A 25,441-nucleotide genomic window follows, 5' to 3' on the forward strand; every position below is an offset into this window, starting at 1 on the left:
ATAAACACCCAGTGCGTAGCAAAGTTATTATAGGGAGGTTTTAAAATGTGTGGAGGGTGTAAAACTGTCCCCGTTGATAAATTAAAAGAAAGCCATAAAGTGTATAAGACTTTTAACTACCAGTTACAACCGGTGGATAAGGGGTATGCAAATAGAACACTGTATATAAATCTGTCAGAGCAGAGCATAAGAGAAAAGCCGGTTACACAAGAAATGAAAGACATCTTTACCGGTGGTCGTGGTTTTGGCTTATACCATCTTTGGCATGCCGTAACCGGCAAGACAAAGTGGAATGACTCAGAAAATGAAATTGTTATTTCCAGTGGACCCTTAGGTGGAATTACTCAATATCCCGGTGCCGGCAAATCTATTGTTGTCACTCTTTCTCCGGCTACCGGTACAGTCATTGACAGTAATGTTGGTGGGTTTTTTGGACCATTCCTAAAGTTCTCCGGTTTTGATGCCCTGGAAATTCAAGGCAAGTCAGAAAAAGATGTAATAATCTTTATTGATGGTGATAAAGGAACTGTTTCAATTGAGGATGTTGAAGTTACTGATATGAATACCCACGTCTTGGTGGAGCAGCTATCCACTCTGTATGCAGATAATGATGAAGATAAGAAAAACATTGCCATTGTTTCTACCGGCGAGGGCTCTGAAACTACATTTATGGGTATGCTGAACTTTTCCTTTTATGATAAAAAACGTAATGTCATCAGAATTAAGCAGGCCGGCCGCGGGGGTACAGGTACCGTCTTTCGGGACAAAAAAATTAAAGCACTGGTGGTTAAATTTAGCAGCCTAAAGGGGAATTCCAATCACCCGGCTGATAAAAATCTCCTAGATGAAACCGGCATTAAAATGCACCGAGAAATTGCAACCTTGGATCACAAGCAAAACAGCATGCGTAAACGCGGTACCATGCATTTGCCGATAATTATGCATGACCACGACCTGCTTCCTGTGCATAATTTCAAACACGGCTCCCATCCCGATGCTGCGCCTATTCTTAACTGGGATACCCGCTTAACTCATTCCGGTGCCGATGGCTGTTGGTTTGGTTGTACCTTAAGCTGTGCTCAAGTAATTCATAACTATGAATTGAAGACGGGGCCCTATATAGGTGACAAGGTCTATGTGGACGGTCCGGAATATGAGACTATAGCCGGTGTTGGTTCTAACTTAGGCATTTTTGAACAGGACCATATTATAGAAACGAATTTTTACTGCGATACCTACGGGATAGATACCATTTCATTCGGTACGGCTACTGCCTTTGCTATGGAATGTTTTGAAACCGGGATTATAAACAAGGAAATAACCGGTGGGTTGGATTTGAGCTTTGGCAATTCCGAGGTCGTACTTGAATTGCTGCACCAAATGGCTCGCGGCGACGGGTTTGGCAAGGTAGTTGGCCGGGGTGTGCGGCGTATGAAGCAGCTATTCGTTGAGAAATATCAGGCTGACCCGCAGTTTTTGAAGGATATTGGGATGGAAACAAAGGGGCTTGAGTATTCGGAATATGTATGTAAGGAATCTCTGGCTCAAAAGGGTGGTTATGGATTAGCTAATAAAGGGCCGCAGCATGATGAAGCGTGGTTGATATTTATGGATATGGTGTTAAATCAAATACCTACCTTTGAAGCTAAGGCAGAAGCCCTGCATTATTTCCCGATGATGCGCACCTGGTTTGGGCTTAATGGATTGTGCAAATTACCTTGGAATGACATTGTTCCCGAGGATAACGCTGACCAGCCAGAGCCGGAAAAAGTACCGGAACATGTACAAAATTATGTAAACCTTTTTACTGCAGTGACCGGACGCGAAATAACTAAAGAGGGTCTTATTGCTCAGGCTGAAACCGTGTATAACTTCCAGCGCGTATTTAATTTAAAAATGGGCTTTGGCACCAGGCGGTACGATGCAATTCCTTATCGCTCTGTGGGACCCGTTACGGTGGAAGAGTACCAGTCCCGGGCTGAGCGTTACGACAATCAGATGAAAGAGATAATAGGTGTGGACCCTGCGGATAAATCCGTAGAGGAAAAGTTGGCAATAACCAGGCAATACCGGGAGAAACAGTATGAGATGTTGTGTGATTCCGTATATAAACGGCGCGGTTGGACCGCCCAGGGGGTGCCCACTTTAGAGACGCTTAAACGGCTGAAAATTGATTTCGTTGACGTGGTTGAGGTGGTAAGCCAACACTTAGATGTTTGAAAAAGTACCGAGACGCCTGGAGTTGGTAACATGAAGATTGTAGTTAAGGCCATGGGTATGGCAGACAAAGTATTGGGGGGCAAGGATGGGCTTGTGCTAACCTTGGAGGAACCGCTGACGATAAAAGAAATATTGAGCACAAAGCTGGGCGTAGACCCGGGAGCAGTTATGGCTGTTTTAGTTAATGGGCACTATCAGAAAAGAGATTATGTACCCCGCGAGGGGGATGAAATAGTGCTGGTGCCGCCGCTTGGAGGGGGGTAATTGGAAAGGACCTTTCGCGAGGGCTTGACTGGGAAGTTTGAGCAGTGTGAGTATGGGGGAATGAGGGAAAAGATGTGAATCTTTCGAGCATTAGGAACTTCAAAGCCAAAGACGCTTTGGCAGGTCCAGTGATGGTTGTGAAAGATACCATTAAAATAGCCGAATTAAAACAGGGTCAATATTCATGGCTGGTAGTGGTGGATAATAAAGGGGCAGCGCTGGGTATCGCTCACAGTACCGATCTAATAGGTGCAGCGGAAGAAAAGCATCTATCCAAGATGATGTCCGATAAGTTTATACCGGTACAGCCAACGGCATCATTGTTTGATCTGCTGGAACTAATTAAAACTGAGGATAAGCTGGAGTTCTTTTTGGTGCAGTTTAATGGACACATTCAAGGTGTAATTGATATTAAAATATTACTGGAAGAAATATGGAAGATAGCTTTGGAGACCGAGGCAAAGTTAGATGCTGTGCTTAATTCGGTTCAGGAGGCCGTGACCGTCATCAATGATAAAGAAGAGGTAGTGGGTTGGAATGAAAAGGCCCAAGAACTATATGGGATAAAGTATCAAGACATTTTGGGGAAGAAACTAGGTACTTTTTTTGAAAATTTGGTTGTAACTAAGGCAAAAAATGAAAATAAGGAATTTAGGGACTCTTACCACCAATCGCGTAATAACACCCATGTACTAATTAATGCTAAACCAGTAAAGCTAGAAGGGAGAGTAATTGGTGGTGTTTCTTCCGAACGTGATATCACCGAGTTGTTCTACCTGCATAAGAAGCTATCTAAAACAGACTATCAGCTACGGAAATGGGAAAAAAGAATGGATGAAATAAGAGGTGACGATGACCCATTTGTTAAGATAGTTGGCCGAAGCAAGAAATTAAACATGGTATGCAGTATGACAAGGAGAGTAGCCAAGACCAGTGCTTCGGTACTGGTCAGGGGCGAAAGTGGAGTGGGCAAAGAATTGTTTGCTGATGCTATCCACAGTACAAGTTCACGCAAAGACAGGCCTATTGTTGTGGTTAATTGCGCAGCTATCCCCCAGACATTGTTTGAGAGTGAACTATTTGGCTACCAGAGCGGTTCATTTACCGGAGCAGATAAAAGCGGTAGAGCTGGAAAGTTTGAACTTGCAAACAAGGGAACAATATTTCTGGATGAAATTGGTGAACTGGAACTAAATATGCAAGCGAAACTGCTTCGGGTACTGCAGAGTAAGGTGTTTTATCGGGTAGGGGGGCAAGAACCAATAAAAGTGGATGTACGCATAATCACTGCCACAAACCGAGATCTAGAAAAGATGGTAGCTGAAGGCACTTTTCGAGAGGACTTATATTACCGGCTGAATGTGGTGTCACTTGACATTCCACCGTTACGGGAACGCAGAGAAGATATAACTGATTTAGTTGAACTGTTTATGAACGAATTCTGTCGATTATATGGCAGAAACGGGTTGGAAGTTGAGCAGGAAGTGATGGCATTACTGGTTAATTATCATTGGCCAGGAAATGTGCGTCAGTTGAGAAACGTGGTCGAAAGAATGGTAGTACTGACAGAAGACAGCACTGTGCAAAAACACCACCTGCCTCGGGAAATAAGAATATCGGCGTTGGAAAGTAACACGGAAGAATTCAGTTTGCCCGGTAGGACTGAACGCACTGAGAGAGACTTGATTTTTAAGGCACTGGAAGAAACCAATGGCAATAAAACAGAAGCTGCGAAAAAACTTGGCATACCCCGTAGTACTCTTTATTATAAATTAAATTCATATAAAAAAGATATTCAAGAAAAATAGGTATTGGCACCGGGGGTCTGGGTTTCCCCGGTTTATTAATGTTTAAAATAGTTTTTTAGAATAAACATAACGTTGGCCGGCCGTTCGGCAAGTCTGCGGGTGAAATACGGGTACCAATCTTTTCCATAAGGCACATAGCACCGGACAGTATAACCATCTTGGGCTAATTTTTCCTGTAGGTTGGTAGAGATACCAAACAACATTTGAAATTCAAAAAGAGAACGAGGGATGTTGTGGCCATTAGTAAAGCGGATGGTGTGGTCAATTATAGCTTCATCATGGCTGGCTATGGCAGCGTAATTACCTTCCAGCAGGTGCTGTTCAATGATATTTTTTAAATTATCATCAACATCTTCTTTATTGGGATAGGCGACATCTTTGGGTTCTTTGTAAGCACCTTTGACAAAGCGGTAGTTTGCTTTTAAGTAGGATAGTTCTTTCATGTCAGCTACAGTCCGGTATAAGTACGATTGCAATACTAAACCCACATTATCTGGATAGTTTTCTTTTAAGCGTTTAAATATGCTGATAGTTGCTGCCAAATGACCATGGTCTTCCATATCAATACGAACAAAGTTGTTCAATTGACGTGCTTTGCTGACAATACGTTCTACATTGCTGCAGCAAAAATTATCGTCAATATCCAGTCCCATCTGAGTTAGTTTTAAAGAAACGTTACTATTTATCTTCGACTGAGCAATACCCTCAAGTGTTTTTATATATTCATCTGCTGCCCCGGCGGCTCTGTCGAGGGAGAGAATACTTTCGCCCAGATGGTCCAAAGTCGCTATTATTCCTTTACTATTAAGTATTTTTACATTTTCTATAGCTGTTTCTAAAGTTTCTCCCGCCACAAAACGCTTGGCGCCTAGCTCAAGACCATGCTTATTTGCAAAGCTGGAAATCACTTTATTGTTGGTAACGCCTAAGACAAGAGAGCGAGCTACTGACATTTTACTTACCTCCTGATAACTTGTTTTAATAGTATTAGATATAACTATTGCAAGTTTCAGACCAATTGAGGGAATGGGTTACAGGAGGAAATATAACGGTATAACTACCACCAAAGGGTGTCTCTTTGATAGCAATTGTGTCCAATGTCAATCAACTGACATTACTGTGCAAAAAACTGACATCAGACTGTTGATGCCCCCTGCAGAAGCCCGGTGTTTATGGTCTTTCCCTTGGCATCATTTTTGCTATATTAAGATGCAGGGGGTGTTAGGATGAAGCTGTTGGAACTGATGGATTTATTTCCAAAAATCGTAGCTATAAACTATAACCCAGATGCGTTGGAAAAAGATATAAAAAAGGTGCTAATGTATGGAGAAGAAACGGAAACAGGGAGTGTTATTTTCTTAGAGGCCGGGAGACTTCCTTACTCTGGGGAAAATCTATCGTTTGATGATGTAGTTGCAATAGCAGTCTACTGCCGGGAAAAGTCAGTTATAGATGGTCAGATATTGGCTGCACTTTTGGCTGCAAATGTACAGTTGTTGATGTTACCTTCGGAAGTTAATTTTAATGTTTTATCATCTATTGTGAAAGGGCAATATGCTGGGCAAGATTTCGCAGCTCAGAAAGAAGAATGGTGGTATGATGAACTTTTAGCGTATTGACTCCGCAAGTTGTACTGAAAAATTGTGTGTGGTTTTTACGCTGTAATTTAGTAGGTTATTACAAACCCCACTCGTGGTCTGTCTAATATTATAGGCGGATTTTTTTATGCCAAAAAGAGCTTTGCCTATCTATCGGAAGTGCCGGAGTTTCATGATAAGTTGATTGTACCGGGACAGCCGCAATTTATTGCTTGTGATTTATCTGACTGGCTAGCTAGTAAAGGTGGAAGGACTGTTTGCTAGATATGACTTTTAATAAACAAGAAAAGCTGGAAAATGGTGGTGAGATGATGCACCATTTTCGTTTTTCTCCCCTAGTATCAGAGAATTCCCACATCATTTGTGTCCCGCTATGGGACAGTTTATCGTGTACTATGGTCAATAGTGTCGCATAACGAGACGGTTGCGACGGCAAACCGGGGTATAATCGTTTGGCATCTGTTTTGCATCTAAGTAATGTAGGAGGTGATTTGTTTTGAAAGCTAGATACGGATCTATTGCATTAGGACAGGAAGTAATGGATCAGGGCTTATGCACGGGCTGCGGCCTCTGCGTGGGGATGTGCCCATACATTAAGTCAATTAATGAACGGGTGGCGGTAATTCACCCCTGTGGCAAGGAGGATGGCAACTGTTATAAGATTTGCCCTAAAACGCTCACTGATTGGGTAGAGATGGATAACCAAGTTTTTGGCGGTCGCCGGCAGGACCATATTTTGGGAAATTACCAGAAAATTCTGTTCGCTCGCACCAGGCAAGCGCATGTTCATGAAAAGGGGCAGTATGGCGGGGTGGCCACCAGCCTTCTATCTTTAGCGATTGAGAAAGGGCAGGTTGATGCTGCTGTAGCTACCGGGGGCCCGGCAGGGGAGATTCCAAAACCAACAGTGGCTCACAGCAGAGAGGAAGTTTTGGCCTGCGGCGGTTCCCATTATTCAGCCAGTCCATCCATGGGCGCGGTTAATCAGGCCGTTAAAGAGGGAGCAGCCAGAGTAGCAGCTACAGGTCGCCCCTGCCAAGTGTTGGCGTTAAGAAAGATGCAGGCGCTGGACGGGGATAGCAGTCACAATCTTGCTGCGAATAAGGTAAATTTTATTGTCGGCCTCTTTTGTTTTTGGGCTTTGGACAGCGCTATTTATTCTTTTTTATCCAAACAGGTGGGTGTCAAAGGGATACTCAAAGTGGACATTCTCGTTGACGGTATCGAAATTACTACATCTACAGGTAAAATAAAAATTCCCGTGGATAAAGTGCGGCCCTATATCCGCAGTACCTGCCAGGAATGTTTTGACCCCACATCGGAATTTGCCGATGTATCTGTCGGTTCTACAGAGTATGACCCCGGTTGGAATACGCTGATCGTCAGAACCAAAAAAGGTGAGGAAATGGTGGATATGGCTGTTAACGAAGGAATTATTGAAACTAAGGCCTATCCGGAAGAACGACTGCCCATGCTTTATACCGCTGTACGCAATAAAAAACTGCGGGTGCTGCAGCAGAAGGAACAAAATACCGCGCGCTATTTACAATTGGACGATGAATACAAGCAGGGAATTATTGATCAGGGGGTGAGGAGAGTATGAGTTTCTTAAGCCTGCAGGTTAATGAAGTAGGTAAACAAGTGCTAATGACAGGTAATGAAGCGGTTGCTCGTGCCGCCATTGAGGCCGGAGTAAGTTACGCTTCGTCATACCCAGGGTCTCCATCCTCTGAGATTTTGGGAAACTTGGGTAAGCTGGCTAAGCAGCATAACCTATATGCAGAGTGGTCCACCAACGAAAAAGTGGCTCTGGAAGGAGCCGCCGCCGCCTCATTTGCCGGTGTACGGGCCATCTGTATTGTCAAACCGGACGGGTTAAATGTTGCCTTCGATACCTTAAAAAGCTTGACGTCGTCAGGCACTAAAGGCGGACTGGTGCTGGTGGTTAGCGACGACCCATCTGCGCACTCAAGCACCAACGAGGAGGATTCACGTTACCTGGAAAAAGTGGCGCACATGCCCATTTTGGAACCCAGCACTCCCCAGGAAGCCAAAGACATGACGGTCGCTGCATTTGATTTATCGGAAAAGGTCAAGCTGCCAGTCTGTATTCGCTCGGTAACCAGGATATGTCACGCCAGTGGCAACGTAACCATTGGGCCGGTTAATAAATCCATTAAGCAGCCTGTAATGGGTCCCGAGGACCGGTTCGTTACCAACATTTTATTCCATGCTGTCCAGGAGAAGAAGTTAGCCATGCTGGCACAGCTGGCGGAACAATGGCCCTTTAACCGTTATCAGGGCCCGGAGAATGCAAGAACCCTGATAATCACGGCGGGACCGGGCTTCGTCTATGCCCAAGAGGCTCTATCGGTGTTGGGTGTTGAAGAACAGGTGGGCATTCTCAAATTGGGTATTTCCTGGCCCCTTCCCGAAAATTTTATTGTCAATCATCTTGAGCATGCTGATCAGGTAATTTTTTTAGAAGAAATAGAGCCTTTTAATGAAGAAAATATCATGCGTTTGGCGGCGCACCGGCTGGAGGAAGTTTATCCCATTAAGTTTTACGGGCAAAAGTCGGGGCATGTTTCCGGTCAATTGGGACCGGGTTTAGGCGAAATAAATCCAGACACGGTAATCAGGGCATTAGCGGGCATTCTCAATCTTAGCTATACGGCCCAACCTAAGGGCTACGGTCAAGAGGCAGCCAGTCTGGTGCAAAATGTACCAGAACGAGAATTGGCTTTCTGCGCCGGCTGTCCTCATAGAGCTTCTTTCTGGGCAGTCAAATCGGCATTGGCCATAAATGGCAGAAATGGTGTCGTTATGGGCGACATCGGCTGTTATACCATGGGGCTGCTCAGAACCGGATATAAGCTGCTTCAAGCGGTATTGGCCATGGGCTCCGGTGTAGGCCTTGCTCACGGTTTGGGTAAGTTGGACCGGTTTGGTTTTGAACAACCCGTTGTCGCCATGGTCGGCGATTCTACTTTTTATCATGCCGCCATACCCGCTCTGATTAACGCCAAATACAACAAATCCAATTTCCTGCTGGTAGTGTTGGATAATGAGACCACGGCAATGACCGGGCATCAACCGCATCCGGGTTTGGGGCTAAATGCTATGGGGGATGAAACTGAACATATGCCCATTGAGAAGGTGGTAAATGGTCTCGGGCTGCCGGTAGAAGTATACGACCCTTATGATGTGGATGGAACGACAAAGATGGTTTTTGATATGCTGCAGGAACAAGGGACCAAAGTATTGGTGCTGCGCCGTACCTGCGCATTGGTAACAGCGAAAAAAGAAACCAAGCCTAAAGTCTATGTGGACCAGAAGCTTTGTATCGGTGATGAATGCGGTTGTAATCGCTTCTGCAGTCGAACCTTTGCCTGCCCGGCGAGTATATGGGACAAGAAGGCACAGAAGGCAATTATTGATGAAGCAGTATGCAACCGCTGCGGAGTCTGCGTCAGCCTTTGTCCACAAAACGCGATAAAACTGGAGGGGGTTGAAGCCGGTGAGTACTAGAGAATGCAACATTATTGTCACGGGTGTCGGCGGACAGGGTAATGTATTGGCCTCGCAAATAATTGCCACTGCGGCTGTGGGCAGCGGCTGTCAGGTGGCAGTAGGAGAGACGTACGGCGCGTCGCAAAGGGGGGGCTCGGTAATGAGCCACATACGGGTTTCATCCGATACAAATAAAGGGCCGCTTATTCCTAAGGGACAGGCGGATGTGGTGCTCAGCTTCGAACCTGTTGAGGCACTACGCGTGCTGCAAACTTATGGTCAAGATAGCACTACGGTTATAACCAACCTTCGCCCCAACTATCCGTTGAGCGTGCTGGTTGAGGAACAGGTATATCCAGAGGTTGAGGATGTATTGACAGCCATTGACAGTATGTCAAGTCAATTGGTCACGGTAGAAGCTACCCAATTAGCTTTAGATGCCGGTTCGGCGGTGGCGGCCAATATGGTGATGACCGGTGCTTTTGCCGGCTGCGGTATTTTGGATATACCAGAGAGTACTTACCTAGAGGTTATTCGCGGTCTCTTTTCGGGTGAGGCACTAGTCCTTAATGAAAGGGCCTTCACTTTAGGAATCGGGGTTGCGGCGGTGAACAGTAAATAATTGCAGGAATAAAAGAAAGTTTTGGGCCGGTTCTTAACTTGCAAAGAAGCAAGTTAAGAACCGGCCCTGTCAATTTCAGCATGATCAAATAGCTGAACGACCTCTTCCAGGTAGATCGGGTCTGCAAAAATAAACTCGCCGCTCACCAGGCATTTAATACACCCATGGAAATCCACTACTTCTACGTGCAGCATAACAATGCCCCGTTCTTGTGAAGGTTTTCACTTTCGGTTGGTTGCAGCATCGCGTTATTGTGAATTGTTTCACTTACCCTTCTAATAATATGATATGCGCTTCGTCAGTAATTAGTAATTGGTATTTTATTCCTTCCTGTTTAGCATCAGCGCTTCATAGGTTTCGATAATTTTTTCCACTGCCTTAGGGGGCAGTTCTTTGGACTTGAGCTTATGGGCCAGGATAATGTAATCCATATTTTCACTGTTTAAAATAAAGTCTCTGATATGGTCAGGCAGGTGAGATGTAAGTTCTAATGGAGTGACCGTATCTTCTTCCAGGAAATACTGAGAAGACACCCGCAGCGCTTTGGATAATTGTTGAATAGTTTTTACTGAAGCAGACTTTTGCTTTCCATTTATCAAATCACTGACAGTAGCTTTGGATAGCCCTGATAACCGCACCAACTCTGCTTGGTTTAGATTTCTGACCGCCAATAAATGCCTTATTTTTTGTGCAAGATTATTGCTCATAGTTCTGCCCTCCCAACAAATTCCAGAGATTAAGTGACACCGAATTCGGTATACCGAACATATAATGTACTAAAACATGCCAGAGGCACATTTGATGGCTGACTTGTTCGTTATGCCGAACACAACTCTGGATCTAACAGCCCCCGGCGCAATTACGAAAGGGGGCTTTATGTGATGTGCCCGTACGTGAGAAAAGGCCAAAATATTAACGGTTGGTACTATTACTGCGATGCAGTGGCCATGGGTATTGTCCTAACAGCAGAGGAACTCATGAGTATCGGCTGCACTGACGAACAGCGAAAGATTTGCAAAATGCTCATGGAGCTTGCCGTAGGCACCGGCATAGTTCCACAACCTGCAGATTAATCCTATTAATATTTATATGCAGACAGTGGTGATTTTGGCAAAGAAATTAACAATTTTTTAAAAAGCAGGCGATTAACTGTGTTAAACGGCAAGAAAATAAAGGCCTTGCGCAAAAAACGGGGTTTAACTTTGAGGCAGCTTTCCGAGTTAACCTGCGGTAAGGTGAGTATCAGCCGCCTATCAGAAATAGAAAACGGTAAAGTCGCTAACCCAACTAAAAAGACCATCCATGCCCTTGCCCTGGTACTGGGAGTTGCCGAATGGGAACTGTTTCTACATGATGAATTCCTAAAGGGGGATTTAAGAATGTGTATCCACCGACGTGAGTACATTACTATGAATGGTTGGGTGTATTATTGTGAGCTTGCTGCACTGGGCAAGCGACTTACAGCAGACGAACTAAAGAAATTGGGCTGTACAAAAGAAGACAGGACTAGGTGTAAGCAATTGATGGAATACACCTGCGGCACGGGTATTGTGCCTGAGCCCGAAGAATAGTGCTTAGCACTTTAGTTGACAGGGGGAAGAACTATGAAAGAAGTATTTACTATCTGTCCTTACTGCGGCTGCGGCTGCGGTATGCACCTATTAGTGGATAAGGATGAGGTGGTGGGTGTAATACCCAGCAGCACCCACGCCGTCAACCAAGGCCAACTATGCGTAAAAGGCTGGCATGCACACGAGTTTGTCAATAGTCCCGATAGATTGCGCTCGCCGCTGATCAAAACTTCCCAGGGCTTTAAAGAAGTGCCTTGGGAAGCTGCCCTTAATAAAATTGCCTCAGAACTAAAAAGGATAACAGCACATGATGGGCCTGATGCAATAGGTTTTTTTAGCTCCGCAAAGTGCAGCAATGAAGAGAATTACCTGCTGATGAAGTTTGCCCGAGCAGCGGTAGGAACCAATAACATTGACCACTGCGCACGGTTGTGACACTCCGCTACCGTCGCCGGTCTGGCGGCTTCCTTTGGCAGTGGAGCCATGACTAATTCAATCGAAGAGATTGGGCAGGCAGATGTGATGCTAGTGACGGGGTCTAATACCACCGGACAGCATCCTCAGGTTGGTTCGCGCTTGATAGAAGCCGTAAATAATGGTGCCAAGCTGATTGTAGTAGATCCCAGGCGCATCCCGCTGGTGGAAACAGCTGCAGTCTATCTACAGCCCAAAGCAGGGACCAACGTGGCCTGGCTAAACGGCTTGGCCCATGTAATTATTAATGAAAACCTCTACAACCGTAAATTTGTCAGAGAATGTACGGAAGGATTTGAGGAGTTATGCAAGATAGTAAAGCATTATACACCGCGCTATGTTGAGGAGATAACAGGCATACCTGCGTCAGAATTAATAGAGGCGGCACGTCTTTACGCCGGTGCACACAGGGCTATGTTCTTTTATTGCATGGGAATTACCCAATTCACCTCGGGTGTGGATAACGTCAGGGCCTGCGCAAACCTGGCCATGCTGACGGGCAACATTGGCCGGCCGGGTACCGGGGTAAACCCGCTGCGAGGTCAAAATAATGTCCAAGGCGCCTGTGATATGGGGGCTTTGCCAAATGTTCTTACAGGCTATCAAAAAGTCGAAGATCAAGAAGTAAGAAGAAAGTTCGAAAAAGCATGGCGTAAACCAATTCCGCCAAAACCGGGACTGACCATAACGGAAATGGTAAACAGCGCTGCGGTTGGTGAGTTAAAATGCCTTTATATCATGGGCGAAAATCCCTTGGTCAGTGAGCCAAACCTGAACCATGTGTGCGGTGCATTCGATAATTTGGACTTCCTTGTTGTCCAAGACATCTTTATGACGGAAACTGCGGCAAAAGCAGATGTGGTTCTTCCGACCGCCTGCTTTGCTGAAAAAGACGGTACTTTCACCAATACCGATAGAAGAGTCCAAAGAATAAGACAGGCGGTGCATCCTAAGGGAAAAGCTGTAGAGGACTGGCGCATTATCTCGGCCTTGGCATGTAAGATGGGCTACATGATGGGCTACGAAAATCCTGAAGAGATTATGGAAGAAATATCCCTCTTGACCCCCTCCTACGGAGGCATAAATTACTACCGTCTCCAGGAGAATGATTACCTGCAGTGGCCCTGCCCTGACAGCAGTCACCCCGGTACTCCTTTCTTGCATAAGAATAGTTTTGCCAGGGGCAGGGGACAATTTCACGCCGTTCATTACAAGCAACCCTGGGAAGTGCCTGACAATGACTATCCATTAATCCTGATCACCGGACGAACCGCTTTTCAATTTCATACCGCCAGCATGACCGGACGAACCACCATTACCAACAGGGAAACTCCAGAAGCGTTTGTGGAAATAAATCCTATCGATGCCCATCGTTATCGAATCAGACATAACCAGATGGTAAAGGTCAGCTCCCGCAGGGGTGATATCAGGTGTAAGGCAGCAATTAGCGACATCGTTACTAGTGGTTCAGTTTTTGTCCCATTTCACTTTGCCACAGCTGCTGCCAATATGCTGACTGGGAGTTTTGTGGACCCGGTTGCAAAAATTCCCGAATATAAGAGTTGTGCTGTAAAAATTGAGAGGGTGGAGAGATGACTTTTATTATTGCCAAGGAACGTATTACATCCTGGCTGCGCAAACTGATAAAGCAGGGGATATTGGTGGCCCCTGTTTCCTTAGCCAACGGGGATGTGATATTTAAAGAACTGTTGACACCCGATAATATCTTGCTGGAATATGACCAGCCTTTGTTTTCACCAAAGAACTTTTTCTTTCCGCAGCAGGAAACATTATTTAAGTTTACTAAACAATCACCGCAAAACTTAGAAGCGATTTTTGATAAGTTTCCCAGAGTGTTTTTTGGCCTTCGCCCGTGTGATGTAAAAGCACTAAATCAGGCAGATGTATTCTTCTCCGAGTACTACCCAGACCCGTACTATTCTTGGAGGCGAAAACGGACATTAATAATTACCAATAGCTGTACTCAGCCGCTGTCTAGGTGCTTCTGCAATTTAATGGGCTGTAGTCCGTCATATCAACAGGGTTCCGATGTATTTCTTTTAGACATTGGTGACGTCTTTTTGGCTACTGCCCATAGCGAAAAAGGAGAGAAAGCGATTGAAACCTTCCGTCACTTTTTCGCCGAAGCGGACATCTGCCAGCTAGAGTGTGCTAAGCATTTAGTATCGGAAGCAGAGGCCACACTAGAGAACCATATACCAGCTTCAACAAAAATACCGGATATTACCCAAATGCCAAGTGCTTTTTGGGAGAAAATTAGTAAAAGGTGCTTTAGCTGCGGCAGCTGCTCGTATAACTGCCCCCTGTGTTTTTGTTATAACATCGTCGATCGAGCGGATGGAAGCTTCGGCAAACGGATTCGAACGTGGGACTCCTGTATCTTTGAAGGTTTTTCCCGCATGGCGGGCGGTCATAACCTTGACAAAAACAAAGCACAGCGTTTGCAGAAAAGGTTCACCCACAAGTTAAAACTATACCCGGAAAAGTATAACACCCCCGGATGTACCGGCTGCGGCCGCTGCAGCAGTGCCTGCTTGGGTAGGATCGGCATGAAAGAAGTGCTGCAAGCAATGGACAAGGAGGTGAGCGGTGATGCCCAAAAATGAACTCTTACCTCATCCGGCAGTGATAACGTCAATTCATAAAGAATCACCTGATATAAAGACATTTACCTTAAATTTTGTAAATGAGAGCCAGCAAAAACACTTCACTTATACACCGGGACAATTCATGGAGATATCCATCATGGGCGCAGGAGAAGCACCGATATCAATTACCTCTTCCCCTACCCAACAGGGTATCCTTGAACTATGTATCCGGCAGGTAGGCACCTTGACCACATTACTGCACCAGCTGCAGCCTGGAAGTAAAGTGGGAATACGCGGACCCTACGGAAACGGTTTTCCGCTGGAAGAATTAAAAGGATACAACCTGCTTTTTATTGCCGGCGGTATTGGTTTGGCCCCGCTTCGCTCACTAATTAATTATGTTCTTTATCATCGCCAAGATTATGGTACAATTCACATCCTTTACGGAGCTAAGGCACCCGGTGAGTTAATCTTTTACCGGGAACTTATCTGCTGGAATGGCAGGCAGAGTACCAATGTTCTTACCACAGTAGACCAAGGCAGTTATACATGGAAGGGAAATGTCGGTCTGGTAACATCCCTATTAGATACACTTCGTGACATAGACCGGAATTTCAAAGCGATAGTCTGCGGACCGCCGGTAATGATACCTTTTGTGGTTAATGAGCTGCTAAAATTGGGCCTACCCGATGAGCATATCATCTCTACCCTAGAGAATCACATGAAATGCGGTATTGGCAAATGCGGTCACTGTTTAACCTGTGGTAAATACATTTGTACCGACGGGCCGGTATTTAGTTATAAGGAGATGAAGTCTATGGGTTACTAAAAGAAGCGCCGTAATTACGGCGCTTCTTTCAATGGGCAGCCGCCTGCCCGGTTAATAGCCTTAATATTCCATGTAGAAATAAATCCTTTTTTGTCGAACAAAAAAGGATTTATTCTTTATTGTGTAGAAATGTGCTCATTACTTTACGTATTTTCTGAAAGACACGAATATTTAGAATGTGAGTATAGTCAATAACATGAAGGGGGCTTTCTTTACCTATGTCAAAGGTCAAGATTGGAGTAATTTCCACCTATCCGGGGTTATCGGATTCCATCGCCAAGATGGCCGAGGGGATGGACGTGGAATTAATAATCAAAGAGGCTATTTTGGATGAGGGCGTGGCTACTGCCTACCAGATGGAGAAAGATGGAGTAGATGTAATAATCAGTCGGGGTGTAACGGGGAGGAAAATAAAAAAGGCACTATCCCTTCCTGTGGTTCTGATAGAAATAACTTCATTCGATATTCTCCAAGCCCTTTATTCAGCCAAAAGTATGGGCCAGCGAATCGCTTTCCTGGGTCACAGGACCCAAGATTTTTGCGATTTTGAAAATATTATTAAAATCCTGGGTGCCGACGTGGTGCGTTATCCATATGGCGACACATTTGAAATGGAGGAGCAGGCTTCTAAACTATTAAGATCTGATGTGGATGTTTTGGTAAGTACCGGCCTATGTATTTATGAGATGGCTAAACGCTCAGGGATAAATGCCGTATTGGTACAGTCGGGATACGATGCCATTTACGGGTCAATTTATCGTGCGCTAGAATTAGTAAACGGTATTCGCAGAAATCAGGAACAATATAAGAAGTTCGGCTCCGTCCTAGAACTTTCCAACGACGGAATTTTAATAGTGGATAAGCACAACGAGATATCGTTTATGAATCCGGCGGCAGAAAATCTTTTGGATATGAATGCGGCCAAAATCGTAGGTAAATCATTGGACGAAATTCGGGAGTCAACTGTACTTGAGTCCTTAATCACTAATGTCAAAGGTGAAGAAGTTTTTAAAGAAGTTGGCAAAAGAAAATTTTTGGTCAACAGCATGTTACTAAATACTGGGGACGATTTATTGATATTGTTTCAAAGTGCAGACCGGATTCAAGTGATGGAACAAAATATTCGGCGGCAGCTATTTAAAAAAGGTTTATATGCCAAGCATTCTTTCAATAACATTATTGGCAATAGCGATGCTTTAAAAGAGGCGATAGAGGGGACGAAAAAGTTTGCCACCGCCAATGCCACGGTACTGATCATGGGTGAGAGCGGCACCGGCAAAGAATTATTTGCCCAGAGTATTCATAATGAGAGTGATAGAAGGAAAGCGCCCTTTGTCGCAATTAACTGCGCGGCCCTGCCCGAAAGTCTATTGGAAAGTGAATTGTTTGGGTATGAAGAAGGTGCCTTCACCGGAGCCAAAAAGGGCGGCAAAATAGGTTTGTTTGAAATGGCCCATGGGGGGACAATTTTCCTCGATGAGATTGGCGAAATGACACTGCCTGTCCAAGCCCGACTGCTGCGCGTGCTTCAAGAGCGGGAAATAATGAGGTTGGGCAGCGACAGGGTAATTCCGGTGGATGTAAGAATTATTGCTGCCACCAATTATGAATTGTACCAGGCGGTAGCGGAAGGAAATTTCCGCAATGACCTTTACCATCGTCTGGAAGTATTAAATCTAGACATCCCTCCTTTACGAAATCGGAAAGAGGATATTAATTCACTGGCCAATTATTTTGTTGACCTTTATTCCTTTGAAGAAAAAAAGAAAGTGCCCCTGCTGACGAAGGGTGCTTTAGAGACTTTAAAGAAGTATGATTGGCCCGGCAACATAAGGGAGTTACAGAATATTATTCATAAATACGTCTTATTATGGGAAGAGCAGCAACCCTGCGAGGAGCTCATAACTAAATTAATAAATGAAAAAATCAGAAAGACCTATAAAGTTAAGTCCATGGACGAAGATACCATAACGTTAAAAATCGGCAAAGTAGAAGACATGGAAAAACAGGTAATAGATTACTTATTGGCTACCGGAGCCAGTGTCAAAGACATATCTGAAAAGATAGGCACCAGCCGGACGACTTTATGGCGGAAGACAAAAGCCGGTAATTAGCTTCTGTTTCAGGAGGAAACATCATCAGTTACAAAATGAAAGAAGAGTACTAATGAAATTTTCGGATTAATTTAATTTTCTGAGAGTTTTAAACGATTTTTTAATTTCAAAAAATAACGGCACGCTTCTTGCTTCTATACTAGGGCGAAAGATATTTTAAGGAGGTGTGTGATCATCAAGGCTTAGACTAATTGGACTTTTATTATTATTTGAATTTTAAAAAATCAGCAAAAAATGGAACAGGAGTGAGAGTTAAATGAAAAAAAAGAGAAGTCGTATCATATTATTAATATGTGTATTTGCTTTGGTTAGTTTGGTTGCCGGTTGCGGCGGTGGAGAAGGTTCTGCGCAGCTGCAAAACTTAAAATTCTTATCAGGTCCTACAGGGACAACCTGGTATTCTCAAGCCTCGGCTTTTGCGGGGATAGCTTCTAAAGACATGGGTACTACTGTAGATGTTTTAACTGGTTCAGCTATTAGTAATGTTATTCAAGTAGAAAACGGTAAAGCTGACATGGGTCTGACATTTGCATCTTACTTACCGGCTATGGCCAATGGTGAAGTAGTGGCCGAGATCGGCGATAAAGCATATTTTAGTGAACCAGTGAAAAATGTAAACACGCTGTTTAACTCAACCACAGCAGCGTACGTTTTTCTAGTAAGTGCGGATTCCCCGTATCAGACGGTATCTGATTTAAAGGACCAGCCCATTAAATATGTGACATATCCCGTAGGTTTTACTGCCCGTTTTGTACCGGAGCAAATTCTCGCGGCACACGGTATCACCTATGACAACATCGAAGCAGCAGGCGGCAAGGTTGATATCGTTGGTAAGTATAAGGAAGCATGCGATCTTCTGGCAAAGGGCCAAACTGATGTTATCGCCTATACTATGGCGGTAAATGCTCAGTCAGCTGCCTTGGCTGAATTAGAGTCACAAAACGAATTTAGAATATTGAAGCTTGACCAGGATGCAGTGGAAAAGGTTACGAAAGAGCTGCCGCTGGTAGTAGCTACAGTGCCTAAGGGACTGCATACCAGTATTAAAGAAGATGTAGATGTAATGGCCGATATCACTACTTGGGTAGTACGGGCCGATATGCCGGACGAAACTGTAACAAAAATTTTAGATGCTGTCATCGCTAACATGGATACCATGGCTCAAGTGGGCAACAGCGAATTTAAGGGCTTCACTGCCAAGGAATTAAGCAGACTGTACGGAAAAGGTTCGCAGATTCCTTTCCATCCAGCAGCTGTCGAGTACTTCAAGGAAAAAGGAGCAATCCAATAAAGCATCGGAAAAAAATTTAAGTTAGAATACTTCTAAAGTGTGGACCTCTTGCCTGTAAAATCCTTATAGTTTTCCAAATTTGGAATATAGCGCAGAGGTCCTTTTATGTAAAAATATGATTTTTTCTAGCATCTTCAGCTAGTTGGTGGAGGGTTGAATTAATGAACAGGAATCTACAAGGTTCAGTGGGAAAGATAATTGATATCTTAGCAGTATTATTAACACTATTTGCCCTGCAAATAATAGTTGTCGGCCCAACCCTAGGATACAATGTATCTTTGGCAATATTCTTGGCTATTGCATTGCCCATGACGTTCTTTATTTATGCCGGCGGTCATAGCGAATTCATGAAAAAGATCAATGTGGTTGACATGATTTTTGCTGTGCTTTCCGTGGTATCAATTGGATATTTGGTGGTCAGGGCCAACTATATTTTAACCAGGGTTGAGTACGTATCTCCTCTTTCAATAACTGATTATATTATGGGAATTATAGCCATAATAGCTGTTTTGGAGGCTACACGCCGAGCTATTGGTTTACCCATGTCAGTTGTCGTATTAGTCTTATTTGGCTATGCAAGCTTCGGACAGTATTTACCGGCGCCCTTTGGCCATGCCGGGTTCACTTTGGATTGGATCATCGATACCATGTATCTGACTTCCCGAGGTATCTTTGGCAGTCCCTTATGGGTAGTAATCACTCTGGCATTTCCCTTTATATTTTACGGCGTAATTTTGGAACAGATGGGGGTATTGAAATCCTTTTTGGATTTCGCCAACAGACTGTTTGGTAAATCTCAAGGTGCGCCTGCTAAGACGGCAATTGTAGCCGGAACATTTATGGGGATGGCCAGTGGGATGCCCATGTCCACAACCTACCTAATCGGATTTCCTACAATCCCGGAAATGAAAAAGGTGGGCTACCCTGGCAGGACGGCGGGGGCGATAGCTGCGGTAGTAGGTACTGCAGCACAATTAATGCCGCCCATGTTGGGTGTAGCAGCTTTTATTGTGGCTCAATATATGGGAGTGCCATACATTAAAGTTGCCCAATACACTTTGCTGCCCGCCTTGCTTTTCTATTTCGTATTTTTTATTACAGTGCATTTGGAATCGAAAAGGTTAGACATCAAAGCTGTCGAGACGCCTAAGGTCCCTTATAAAGATATCTTGTTAGGCGGCTTCCATATCTTCATCATAACCATTGCTATATTGCTCTATTTCCTGCTCAAGTTTTACCCGGTTGGGTTGGCCGCGTTCTACGCTTGTACGGTGGCGCTGTTATTCGGGGTGGCACGGAAAAAAGACAGGCTGACCTTAAAGGGTTTATATGCGATATTTGCTAAGACAGGAAAAACTTCGGTTTATATTGCCATTGCCTGTGCATCAGCTGGTATCATCACTGGCTTTTTGGTGGAGACAGGGTTAAACCTAAAATTTGCTAACATGGTAATCACTTTCGGTCAAAACAGTCTCTTTCTAGCCTTAGTTTTATCAGCGATAGCCATCTTGGTGATGAGTATGGGGATGCCTTCTATCCCTGCGTATATCACCAGTATCGCAATTTTTGGTCCGGCTTTGATTAGACTTGGAGTAATTCCAGAGGTTGCTCATATTTTCTCCTTTTATTATGCAACTTTATATTCCATTACTCCTCCCGTAGCTTTTGCTTCTTATGCCGGGGCCCAAATCGCCGGTGAAGACCCGATGAAGACCGGCCTTGTAGCAGTAAGGCTGGGGATTATGACTTATATCATTCCCTTTGTATTTGCCTATTCCCCGGCCTACTTGATGATTCCGGAATATTGGAATGCGTATGAGGTGTTCAGACTACTGGTCTTTGTATTGCCCGGCTTAGTAGTATTTGCTGCCGGTATCAGCGGCTATCTCACCAGGACCCTTACCTCCTTGGAACGGTCCATGGCAGTTGCGGGCGGTTTAATGCTATTGCTTCCATTCAGCATCCTTGATTATATAGGATTTGTCTTAATGGTAGTGGTATTTTTTAAGCAAGGGGTATTCACCATGCTTTTCAACCGCAAAAAGCAGGAAAGTGCAGCATAGACATGTTACAAAGGCCATCGTTTAAAGCGGTGGCCTTTTTTCGTGTTTACTCATTTACAACGTTCTATTAGGCAACCTATTTGTTTCATTATGAAACCTCCCAAGGGCCTTTGGCAGTAATGCAAGAATGAGATAGTCACGTGCAGGGCGAATTTGTTAGTGTTTTCTAACTTTTTAGCATATTCAATATATATAAAGGACATTGGCATGAGTCTTGCTATTTAATTACATAAAGTTCAGACTATTTTAAGAGATAGAGCCGTTGGGAGGGAGACGGAGTTTAAAGTAAGAATTACTAAAGAGGGCAAGTCTCAATTTGTAACAAACAATAGGAGGGGTATGAAATGGCAGAATTTGCCTACGATTTAAGGGACTTAAAATTTATTCTTAATGAATGGCTTGATATGGAAGAGATTTTCGGCCTGGAAAGATTCAAGGATACTTATGAAATGGACGATGTGGATTTCATCTTAAATGAAGTTTATAAAATTGCCAAAGAGGTTGTTTCTCCGATTAATAAGCAGGGGGACGAGATCGGTATCAAATTTGAGGACGGGAAGGTTACGCTTCCGCCCGGTTATGTGGATGTATTTAAATTTTTACAGGAAAACGGTTGGGGTTCAGCCAATGAATCTTTAGGTTCAGAAATGCTGATGCCGCTAACTTTATATCGAGCTTACAACGAAATGTTGATGGCTGCCTGTCCGGCGCTGACCTCATATATCAAACTAACTACCGGTGCATCTAACCTTATTCACCGATTTGGTACCGACAAAGACAGAGAAATATTTATTGAGAATATGCTTAATGGCAAATGGAGCGGTACGATGTGTCTCACCGAACCTAACGCCGGCTCTGATGTGGGTGACTCCACTACCAGGGCTTATCCCACAGATGACCCCAGGATATATAAGATTAAAGGGACCAAGATGTTTATCACCGGCGGCGAGGTGGATCTGTCAGACAATATCATCCACATGGTTTTGGCTCGTCCAGAAGGCGGTGCCCCCGGTTCTAAGGGATTGGGACTATACATCGTACCGAAGATTTGGGTGAATGAAGACGGCAGCTTAGGAGAGCCCAATGATGTTACTTGCATCGGTATCGAGCACAAGATGGGTCTTAAGGCCTCTGCTACCGCTATGTTAAGTTTTGGTGAGAACGAAGGCTGCCGCGGAATTTTGGTGGGCAATCCCGCGGATGAAAAAGGCTTCTCGAAGGGTTTGGCCATGATGTTTCATATGATGAATGAATCCCGGATTGGCACAGGCCATAATGCTCTTGCCCAAATGGCCGAAGCATATTGCCTGTCTGCTCAGTATGCCACTGAACGTATTCAGGGGCGGCTGTTTACTGACCCCAAAGCCGGGCGCGTAGAGTTAATTAAGCACGAAGATATAAAAAGAATGCTGTTGGAAATCAAAGCACAAACAGAGGCCATTAGGGCGATGATATTTAAAGGTTTCTATTATTTGGATGTAGCCGAACACAGCGGTGATAAAGAGAAGGCCACAAGATATCAGGGTTTAGCGGAGATATTAACACCGCTGATTAAGGCCTACGCCAGTGAAACTGCTTGGCAGATGATTGGCCAAGCGATTCAAGTCTACGGTGGTGTTGGCTATACAGAGGAATATCCGGTATCTCAGTATGCAAGGGACGTTAAAATTCTTTCCATCTGGGAAGGGACATCCTTTATTCATGCTATGGACTTAGTAGGCCGTAAGATGCGGATGAAAGATGGAGTACCCTTTGCTAACTGGATGAGTGACCGGAGAGAATTTATTGACCGGAATAAAGACGCTGAAGGATTTGGTAAGGAAATGCAGCAGTTGGAGAACGCGTATCAGTGCGTGGCTGAAATCAAGGACCTCTATGCATCTTATTATGCTAACAAGGATGAAAAGGGAGAACTAATCCCGCTTTATGCTCCACGAGTGCTTACCTGCTGTGCCCAGCTTTTCGCCGGAGAAGCCATCATGGACCAAGCGATGATAGCCAAGAAGAAGATTGCTGAGTTAGGCACTGACCACCATGACTATGCTTATTACACGGGAAAACTGGCCACGGCAAAATTCTTTATTAATAATATCCTGCCTAACGTAAAAATGCAGGCGGAGCTGATTAAAAACGCTGATGTGTCGGCTATTGAATGTCCTGAAGAATCTTTGATAATCAGTTAAGGATCCCATTGGTGCAAGGAGGACGACAGATGAATCGTTATCAAAAGGAGTACAAAAATAAACTGGTCACTGCCGACGAGGCAGTAAAAGCGGTCCAACCAGGAGATTGGGTTGCATACAGTCATTTTGCCATGACCCCAAAGGTATTGGATGAGGCCTTATCAAGAAGAAAAGCAGAACTTAGTGATGTGAAGGTGAGAGGGGTATGCGCTGTTCACCCACTGCAGGTGGCCCTGACAGATCCAGACCAAAAGCACTTTATTTATAACAGCGGCTTTTTCAGCGGCGTGGAAAGAAAACTGCAGGATGGGGGAATGGCCTTTCATATTCCTGGTCTCTATCAGGAGTCGCCGATAACTATGAGAAGCGGCCAGGCAAGTAAACCCCAAGTAACAATGCTCGTAACAACACCCATGGATGAAAATGGATTTTTCAATTTAAGTGTCTCCAATTCATATGAGCATGCAGCGTTTGAGCGGGCTGATACGGTGATTGTGGAAGTGAATAAGAATGTTCCCCGGTGTTTGGGCGGAGACCATGAGAATATCCACATCAGCGAGATAGATCATATTGTAGAGGGTAATAACGAGCCGTTGGTTGAAATTCCTCAACACCCCGCCAGTGAAATTGATAAGAAAATTGCCTCCCTTATTGTGGAGGAAATTGAGGATGGGGCGTGCCTGCAGCTGGGCATTGGCGGCATGCCCAACACAGTTGGTCAAATGATCGGCGAATCAGACTTGAAGGATCTAGGTGTCCATAGTGAGATGCTTTGCGGCGCATTTGTTGATTTATATGAAAAAGGGAAAATCACCGGAGCAAAGAAAAGCATTGACCGTTATAAGATGACATTTACCTTTGCCTTGGGTGATAAAAGGTTATACGATTTTATTCATAATAATCCGGCCTGCGCCATCTACCCTGTGAATTATACGAATTCTACCGAAACCATCTCTAAAAACGATAAACAAATATCTATTAACAATGCCATAGAAATAGACTTATATGGGCAGGTTTGTTCCGAGACGGTGGGTGCCCGGCAGATTTCCGGCACCGGCGGACAGTTTGATTTTACTTACGGAGCAGTACGTTCTAAAGGTGGTAAAGCGTTTATCTGCTTAAGTTCAACTAAGAAACTGGGTGACAACACGGTTTCCAGAATTGTGCCCACATTAACACCTGGAAATGTTGTCACCGTACCGAGAACGGTGGTGCAGTATGTGGTCACTGAATACGGCAAAGTAAACCTGAAAGGCAAATCCACCTGGCAGCGGACCGAAATGCTGATTAACATTGCTCACCCTGATTATCGAGAAGATTTGGTGAAGGAAGCGGAAAGATTAAAGATTTGGACCAGGACCAATAAGTTGGTTCTCTAAAAACATTTAATTAAAGGAGTGTATTAAATTGGCAGCTATCGATGTTAAAAACGTTTGTGTCGTCGGCGCGGGCAACATGGGACACCAAATTTCCCTATCCGCAGCATTGGCAGGTTTTAAGGTGACCTGCACGGACATAAGTAAAGAGACGTTACAGAAGGCAGAGGAATTTTGTGATAGTTACTTACCCGGGCGTGTAGCCAAAGGGAAACTTTCCGAGGAAGAAGCGAAAGCGGCGCGGGAAAGGCTGACATTTACTGAAAGTTTGGCAGAGGCCGCCAGGGACGCTGATTTTGTAATTGAGGCCGCTGTTGAAAAATTGGAGCTGAAGCGAAAAATCTTCGCTGACTTGGATCGGATTTGTCCAAAACACGCTATCCTGGCTACCAACAGCTCATATATTGTCAGCTCAAAAATCTGTGATGCAACCGAAAGACCGGAAAAGGTGTGTAATGTGCATTTTTTCAACCCTGCATTGGTGATGAAATTGGTAGAGGTTGTTAAAGGTGCGCATGTGTCCGATGAAACAGTAGAGACCGCCGTGGCTGTTTGTGAGAAGATGAATAAAGTCCCCGTTGTTTTACAAAAAGAGATTTGGGGATTTTTGGTCAATCGCATAGTATCAGCTATCAAAAATGAAGCTTTGTATCTTCATGATATGGGCGTTGCCACACCGGAAGACATTGATACGGCAGTGGTGCATGCTCTGGGGCATCCTATGGGACCATTTAGATTGTTAGATTTAACCGGAATAGATTTGAGCTACTATGTGGGCACCGAGCGTTATCAGGAAACAGGCGACCCTAAGTATAAACCGTCGCCAATCATTGTAGAAAAGTACGTTAAGAAAGAATGGGGACGCAAAACAGGTAAAGGATTCTATAATTACTGCAAATAACTTAA

21 protein-coding genes are annotated in these 25,441 nt (G+C 44.4%); 18 read left to right on the forward strand and 3 right to left on the reverse strand.

Translation table 11 applies throughout. The features are described from left to right. Positions 1-45: 45 nt before the first annotated feature. The 3 genes from MFMK1_RS06145 to MFMK1_RS06155 all read left to right on the forward strand — a co-directional run bounded on the left by MFMK1_RS06145 (position 46) and on the right by MFMK1_RS06155 (position 4,292). A complete protein-coding gene (locus tag MFMK1_RS06145; protein ID WP_366924246.1) occupies positions 46-2,220 on the forward strand; it encodes an aldehyde ferredoxin oxidoreductase family protein in 2,175 nt (724 codons plus the stop codon). Positions 2,221-2,250: 30 nt separating this feature from the next. Next, on the forward strand, positions 2,251-2,484 hold the full coding sequence (locus tag MFMK1_RS06150; RefSeq protein ID WP_366924247.1) for a MoaD/ThiS family protein: 234 nt from the start codon (positions 2,251-2,253) through the stop codon (positions 2,482-2,484). A 74-nt stretch (positions 2,485-2,558) separates the two neighbouring features. Continuing rightward, complete coding sequence (locus MFMK1_RS06155) at positions 2,559-4,292, forward strand: sigma 54-interacting transcriptional regulator (protein WP_366924248.1); 1,734 nt, start codon at positions 2,559-2,561, stop codon at positions 4,290-4,292. Between the two features lie 35 nt (positions 4,293-4,327). Here MFMK1_RS06155 and MFMK1_RS06160 read toward each other — a convergent pair whose 3' ends face one another. Next, on the reverse strand, positions 4,328-5,245 hold the full coding sequence (locus MFMK1_RS06160) for a proline dehydrogenase family protein (protein WP_366924249.1): 918 nt from the start codon (positions 5,243-5,245) through the stop codon (positions 4,328-4,330). Between the two features lie 273 nt (positions 5,246-5,518). Between MFMK1_RS06160 and MFMK1_RS06165 the strand changes: the two genes are divergently transcribed. The 4 genes from MFMK1_RS06165 to MFMK1_RS06180 all read left to right on the forward strand — a co-directional run bounded on the left by MFMK1_RS06165 (position 5,519) and on the right by MFMK1_RS06180 (position 10,025). Then, entirely contained in the window at positions 5,519-5,911 is a 393-nt protein-coding gene (locus tag MFMK1_RS06165) for a hypothetical protein (RefSeq protein WP_366924250.1), read from the forward strand. A gap of 475 nt (positions 5,912-6,386) precedes the next feature. Further along, a complete protein-coding gene (locus tag MFMK1_RS06170) occupies positions 6,387-7,493 on the forward strand; it encodes a Coenzyme F420 hydrogenase/dehydrogenase, beta subunit C-terminal domain (protein WP_366924251.1) in 1,107 nt (368 codons plus the stop codon). Then, entirely contained in the window at positions 7,490-9,421 is a 1,932-nt protein-coding gene (locus tag MFMK1_RS06175) for a thiamine pyrophosphate-dependent enzyme (protein ID WP_366924252.1), read from the forward strand. Before MFMK1_RS06170 ends, MFMK1_RS06175 begins: the two co-directional genes overlap by 4 nt. Then, complete coding sequence (locus tag MFMK1_RS06180) at positions 9,411-10,025, forward strand: indolepyruvate oxidoreductase subunit beta (RefSeq protein WP_366924253.1); 615 nt, start codon at positions 9,411-9,413, stop codon at positions 10,023-10,025. Before MFMK1_RS06175 ends, MFMK1_RS06180 begins: the two co-directional genes overlap by 11 nt. 53 nt (positions 10,026-10,078) lie before the next feature. Here MFMK1_RS06180 and MFMK1_RS06185 read toward each other — a convergent pair whose 3' ends face one another. Both MFMK1_RS06185 and MFMK1_RS06190 read right to left on the reverse strand, forming a co-directional pair. After that, complete coding sequence (locus tag MFMK1_RS06185; protein WP_366924254.1) at positions 10,079-10,219, reverse strand: hypothetical protein; 141 nt, start codon at positions 10,217-10,219, stop codon at positions 10,079-10,081. Between the two features lie 126 nt (positions 10,220-10,345). After that, the gene (locus MFMK1_RS06190; RefSeq protein WP_366924255.1) at positions 10,346-10,732 is read right to left on the reverse strand and encodes a helix-turn-helix domain-containing protein; all 387 of its coding nucleotides are present in this window, start codon (positions 10,730-10,732) and stop codon (positions 10,346-10,348) included. A 174-nt stretch (positions 10,733-10,906) separates the two neighbouring features. On the opposite strand from MFMK1_RS06190, the gene MFMK1_RS06195 reads away from it, so the two are divergent. From MFMK1_RS06195 to MFMK1_RS06245, 11 genes are all read left to right on the forward strand, one after another. Then, positions 10,907-11,098, forward strand: a complete 192-nt coding sequence (locus MFMK1_RS06195; protein ID WP_366924256.1) for a hypothetical protein — start codon at positions 10,907-10,909, stop codon at positions 11,096-11,098. Between the two features lie 78 nt (positions 11,099-11,176). Next, positions 11,177-11,596 (forward strand): helix-turn-helix domain-containing protein, encoded by a 420-nt coding sequence (locus MFMK1_RS06200; protein ID WP_366924257.1) that lies wholly within the window; start codon positions 11,177-11,179, stop codon positions 11,594-11,596. A gap of 33 nt (positions 11,597-11,629) precedes the next feature. Next, positions 11,630-13,666 (forward strand): formate dehydrogenase subunit alpha, encoded by a 2,037-nt coding sequence (gene fdhF / locus MFMK1_RS06205; protein WP_366924258.1) that lies wholly within the window; start codon positions 11,630-11,632, stop codon positions 13,664-13,666. Next, on the forward strand, positions 13,663-14,697 hold the full coding sequence (locus MFMK1_RS06210; RefSeq protein WP_366924259.1) for a 4Fe-4S dicluster domain-containing protein: 1,035 nt from the start codon (positions 13,663-13,665) through the stop codon (positions 14,695-14,697). Before fdhF ends, MFMK1_RS06210 begins: the two co-directional genes overlap by 4 nt. Continuing rightward, the gene (locus MFMK1_RS06215) at positions 14,684-15,508 is read left to right on the forward strand and encodes an FAD/NAD(P)-binding protein (RefSeq protein ID WP_366924260.1); all 825 of its coding nucleotides are present in this window, start codon (positions 14,684-14,686) and stop codon (positions 15,506-15,508) included. The genes MFMK1_RS06210 and MFMK1_RS06215 overlap by 14 nt, the downstream gene beginning before the upstream one ends. 218 nt (positions 15,509-15,726) lie before the next feature. Next, complete coding sequence (locus tag MFMK1_RS06220) at positions 15,727-17,622, forward strand: sigma 54-interacting transcriptional regulator (protein WP_366924261.1); 1,896 nt, start codon at positions 15,727-15,729, stop codon at positions 17,620-17,622. Positions 17,623-17,878: 256 nt separating this feature from the next. Then, positions 17,879-18,913, forward strand: coding sequence for a TAXI family TRAP transporter solute-binding subunit (locus tag MFMK1_RS06225; protein WP_366924262.1), 1,035 nt, complete (start codon positions 17,879-17,881; stop codon positions 18,911-18,913). 161 nt (positions 18,914-19,074) lie between these two features. After that, on the forward strand, positions 19,075-20,976 hold the full coding sequence (locus MFMK1_RS06230; RefSeq protein WP_366924263.1) for a TRAP transporter permease: 1,902 nt from the start codon (positions 19,075-19,077) through the stop codon (positions 20,974-20,976). 344 nt (positions 20,977-21,320) lie between these two features. After that, positions 21,321-23,159 carry an acyl-CoA dehydrogenase gene (locus MFMK1_RS06235; RefSeq protein ID WP_366924264.1) on the forward strand — a complete coding sequence of 613 codons (1,839 nt, stop codon included), beginning with the start codon at positions 21,321-21,323 and terminating at the stop codon, positions 23,157-23,159. 29 nt (positions 23,160-23,188) lie between these two features. After that, positions 23,189-24,538 (forward strand): acetyl-CoA hydrolase/transferase family protein, encoded by a 1,350-nt coding sequence (locus tag MFMK1_RS06240; protein WP_366924265.1) that lies wholly within the window; start codon positions 23,189-23,191, stop codon positions 24,536-24,538. A gap of 76 nt (positions 24,539-24,614) precedes the next feature. Then, positions 24,615-25,436, forward strand: a complete 822-nt coding sequence (locus MFMK1_RS06245; RefSeq protein ID WP_428846298.1) for a 3-hydroxyacyl-CoA dehydrogenase family protein — start codon at positions 24,615-24,617, stop codon at positions 25,434-25,436. Positions 25,437-25,441 lie beyond the last annotated feature (5 nt).

It is taken from the genome of Metallumcola ferriviriculae (assembly GCF_035573695.1).
Lineage (GTDB): Bacteria > Bacillota > JADQBR01 > JADQBR01 > JADQBR01 > Metallumcola > Metallumcola ferriviriculae.

Coding starts and splice junctions, on each gene's coding strand:
- MFMK1_RS06145 (WP_366924246.1), top strand. CDS start 46: ATGTGTGGAGGGTGTAAAACTGTCCCCGTTGATAAATTAAAAGAAAGC.
- MFMK1_RS06150 (WP_366924247.1), top strand. CDS start 2,251: ATGAAGATTGTAGTTAAGGCCATGGGTATGGCAGACAAAGTATTGGGG.
- MFMK1_RS06160 (WP_366924249.1), bottom strand. CDS start 5,245: ATGTCAGTAGCTCGCTCTCTTGTCTTAGGCGTTACCAACAATAAAGTG.
- MFMK1_RS06165 (WP_366924250.1), top strand. CDS start 5,519: ATGAAGCTGTTGGAACTGATGGATTTATTTCCAAAAATCGTAGCTATA.
- MFMK1_RS06175 (WP_366924252.1), top strand. CDS start 7,490: ATGAGTTTCTTAAGCCTGCAGGTTAATGAAGTAGGTAAACAAGTGCTA.
- MFMK1_RS06185 (WP_366924254.1), bottom strand. CDS start 10,219: ATGCTGCACGTAGAAGTAGTGGATTTCCATGGGTGTATTAAATGCCTG.
- MFMK1_RS06190 (WP_366924255.1), bottom strand. CDS start 10,732: ATGAGCAATAATCTTGCACAAAAAATAAGGCATTTATTGGCGGTCAGA.
- MFMK1_RS06195 (WP_366924256.1), top strand. CDS start 10,907: ATGTGCCCGTACGTGAGAAAAGGCCAAAATATTAACGGTTGGTACTAT.
- MFMK1_RS06210 (WP_366924259.1), top strand. CDS start 13,663: ATGACTTTTATTATTGCCAAGGAACGTATTACATCCTGGCTGCGCAAA.
- MFMK1_RS06215 (WP_366924260.1), top strand. CDS start 14,684: ATGCCCAAAAATGAACTCTTACCTCATCCGGCAGTGATAACGTCAATT.
- MFMK1_RS06220 (WP_366924261.1), top strand. CDS start 15,727: ATGTCAAAGGTCAAGATTGGAGTAATTTCCACCTATCCGGGGTTATCG.
- MFMK1_RS06225 (WP_366924262.1), top strand. CDS start 17,879: ATGAAAAAAAAGAGAAGTCGTATCATATTATTAATATGTGTATTTGCT.
- MFMK1_RS06230 (WP_366924263.1), top strand. CDS start 19,075: ATGAACAGGAATCTACAAGGTTCAGTGGGAAAGATAATTGATATCTTA.
- MFMK1_RS06235 (WP_366924264.1), top strand. CDS start 21,321: ATGGCAGAATTTGCCTACGATTTAAGGGACTTAAAATTTATTCTTAAT.
- MFMK1_RS06240 (WP_366924265.1), top strand. CDS start 23,189: ATGAATCGTTATCAAAAGGAGTACAAAAATAAACTGGTCACTGCCGAC.
- MFMK1_RS06245 (WP_428846298.1), top strand. CDS start 24,615: ATGGGACACCAAATTTCCCTATCCGCAGCATTGGCAGGTTTTAAGGTG.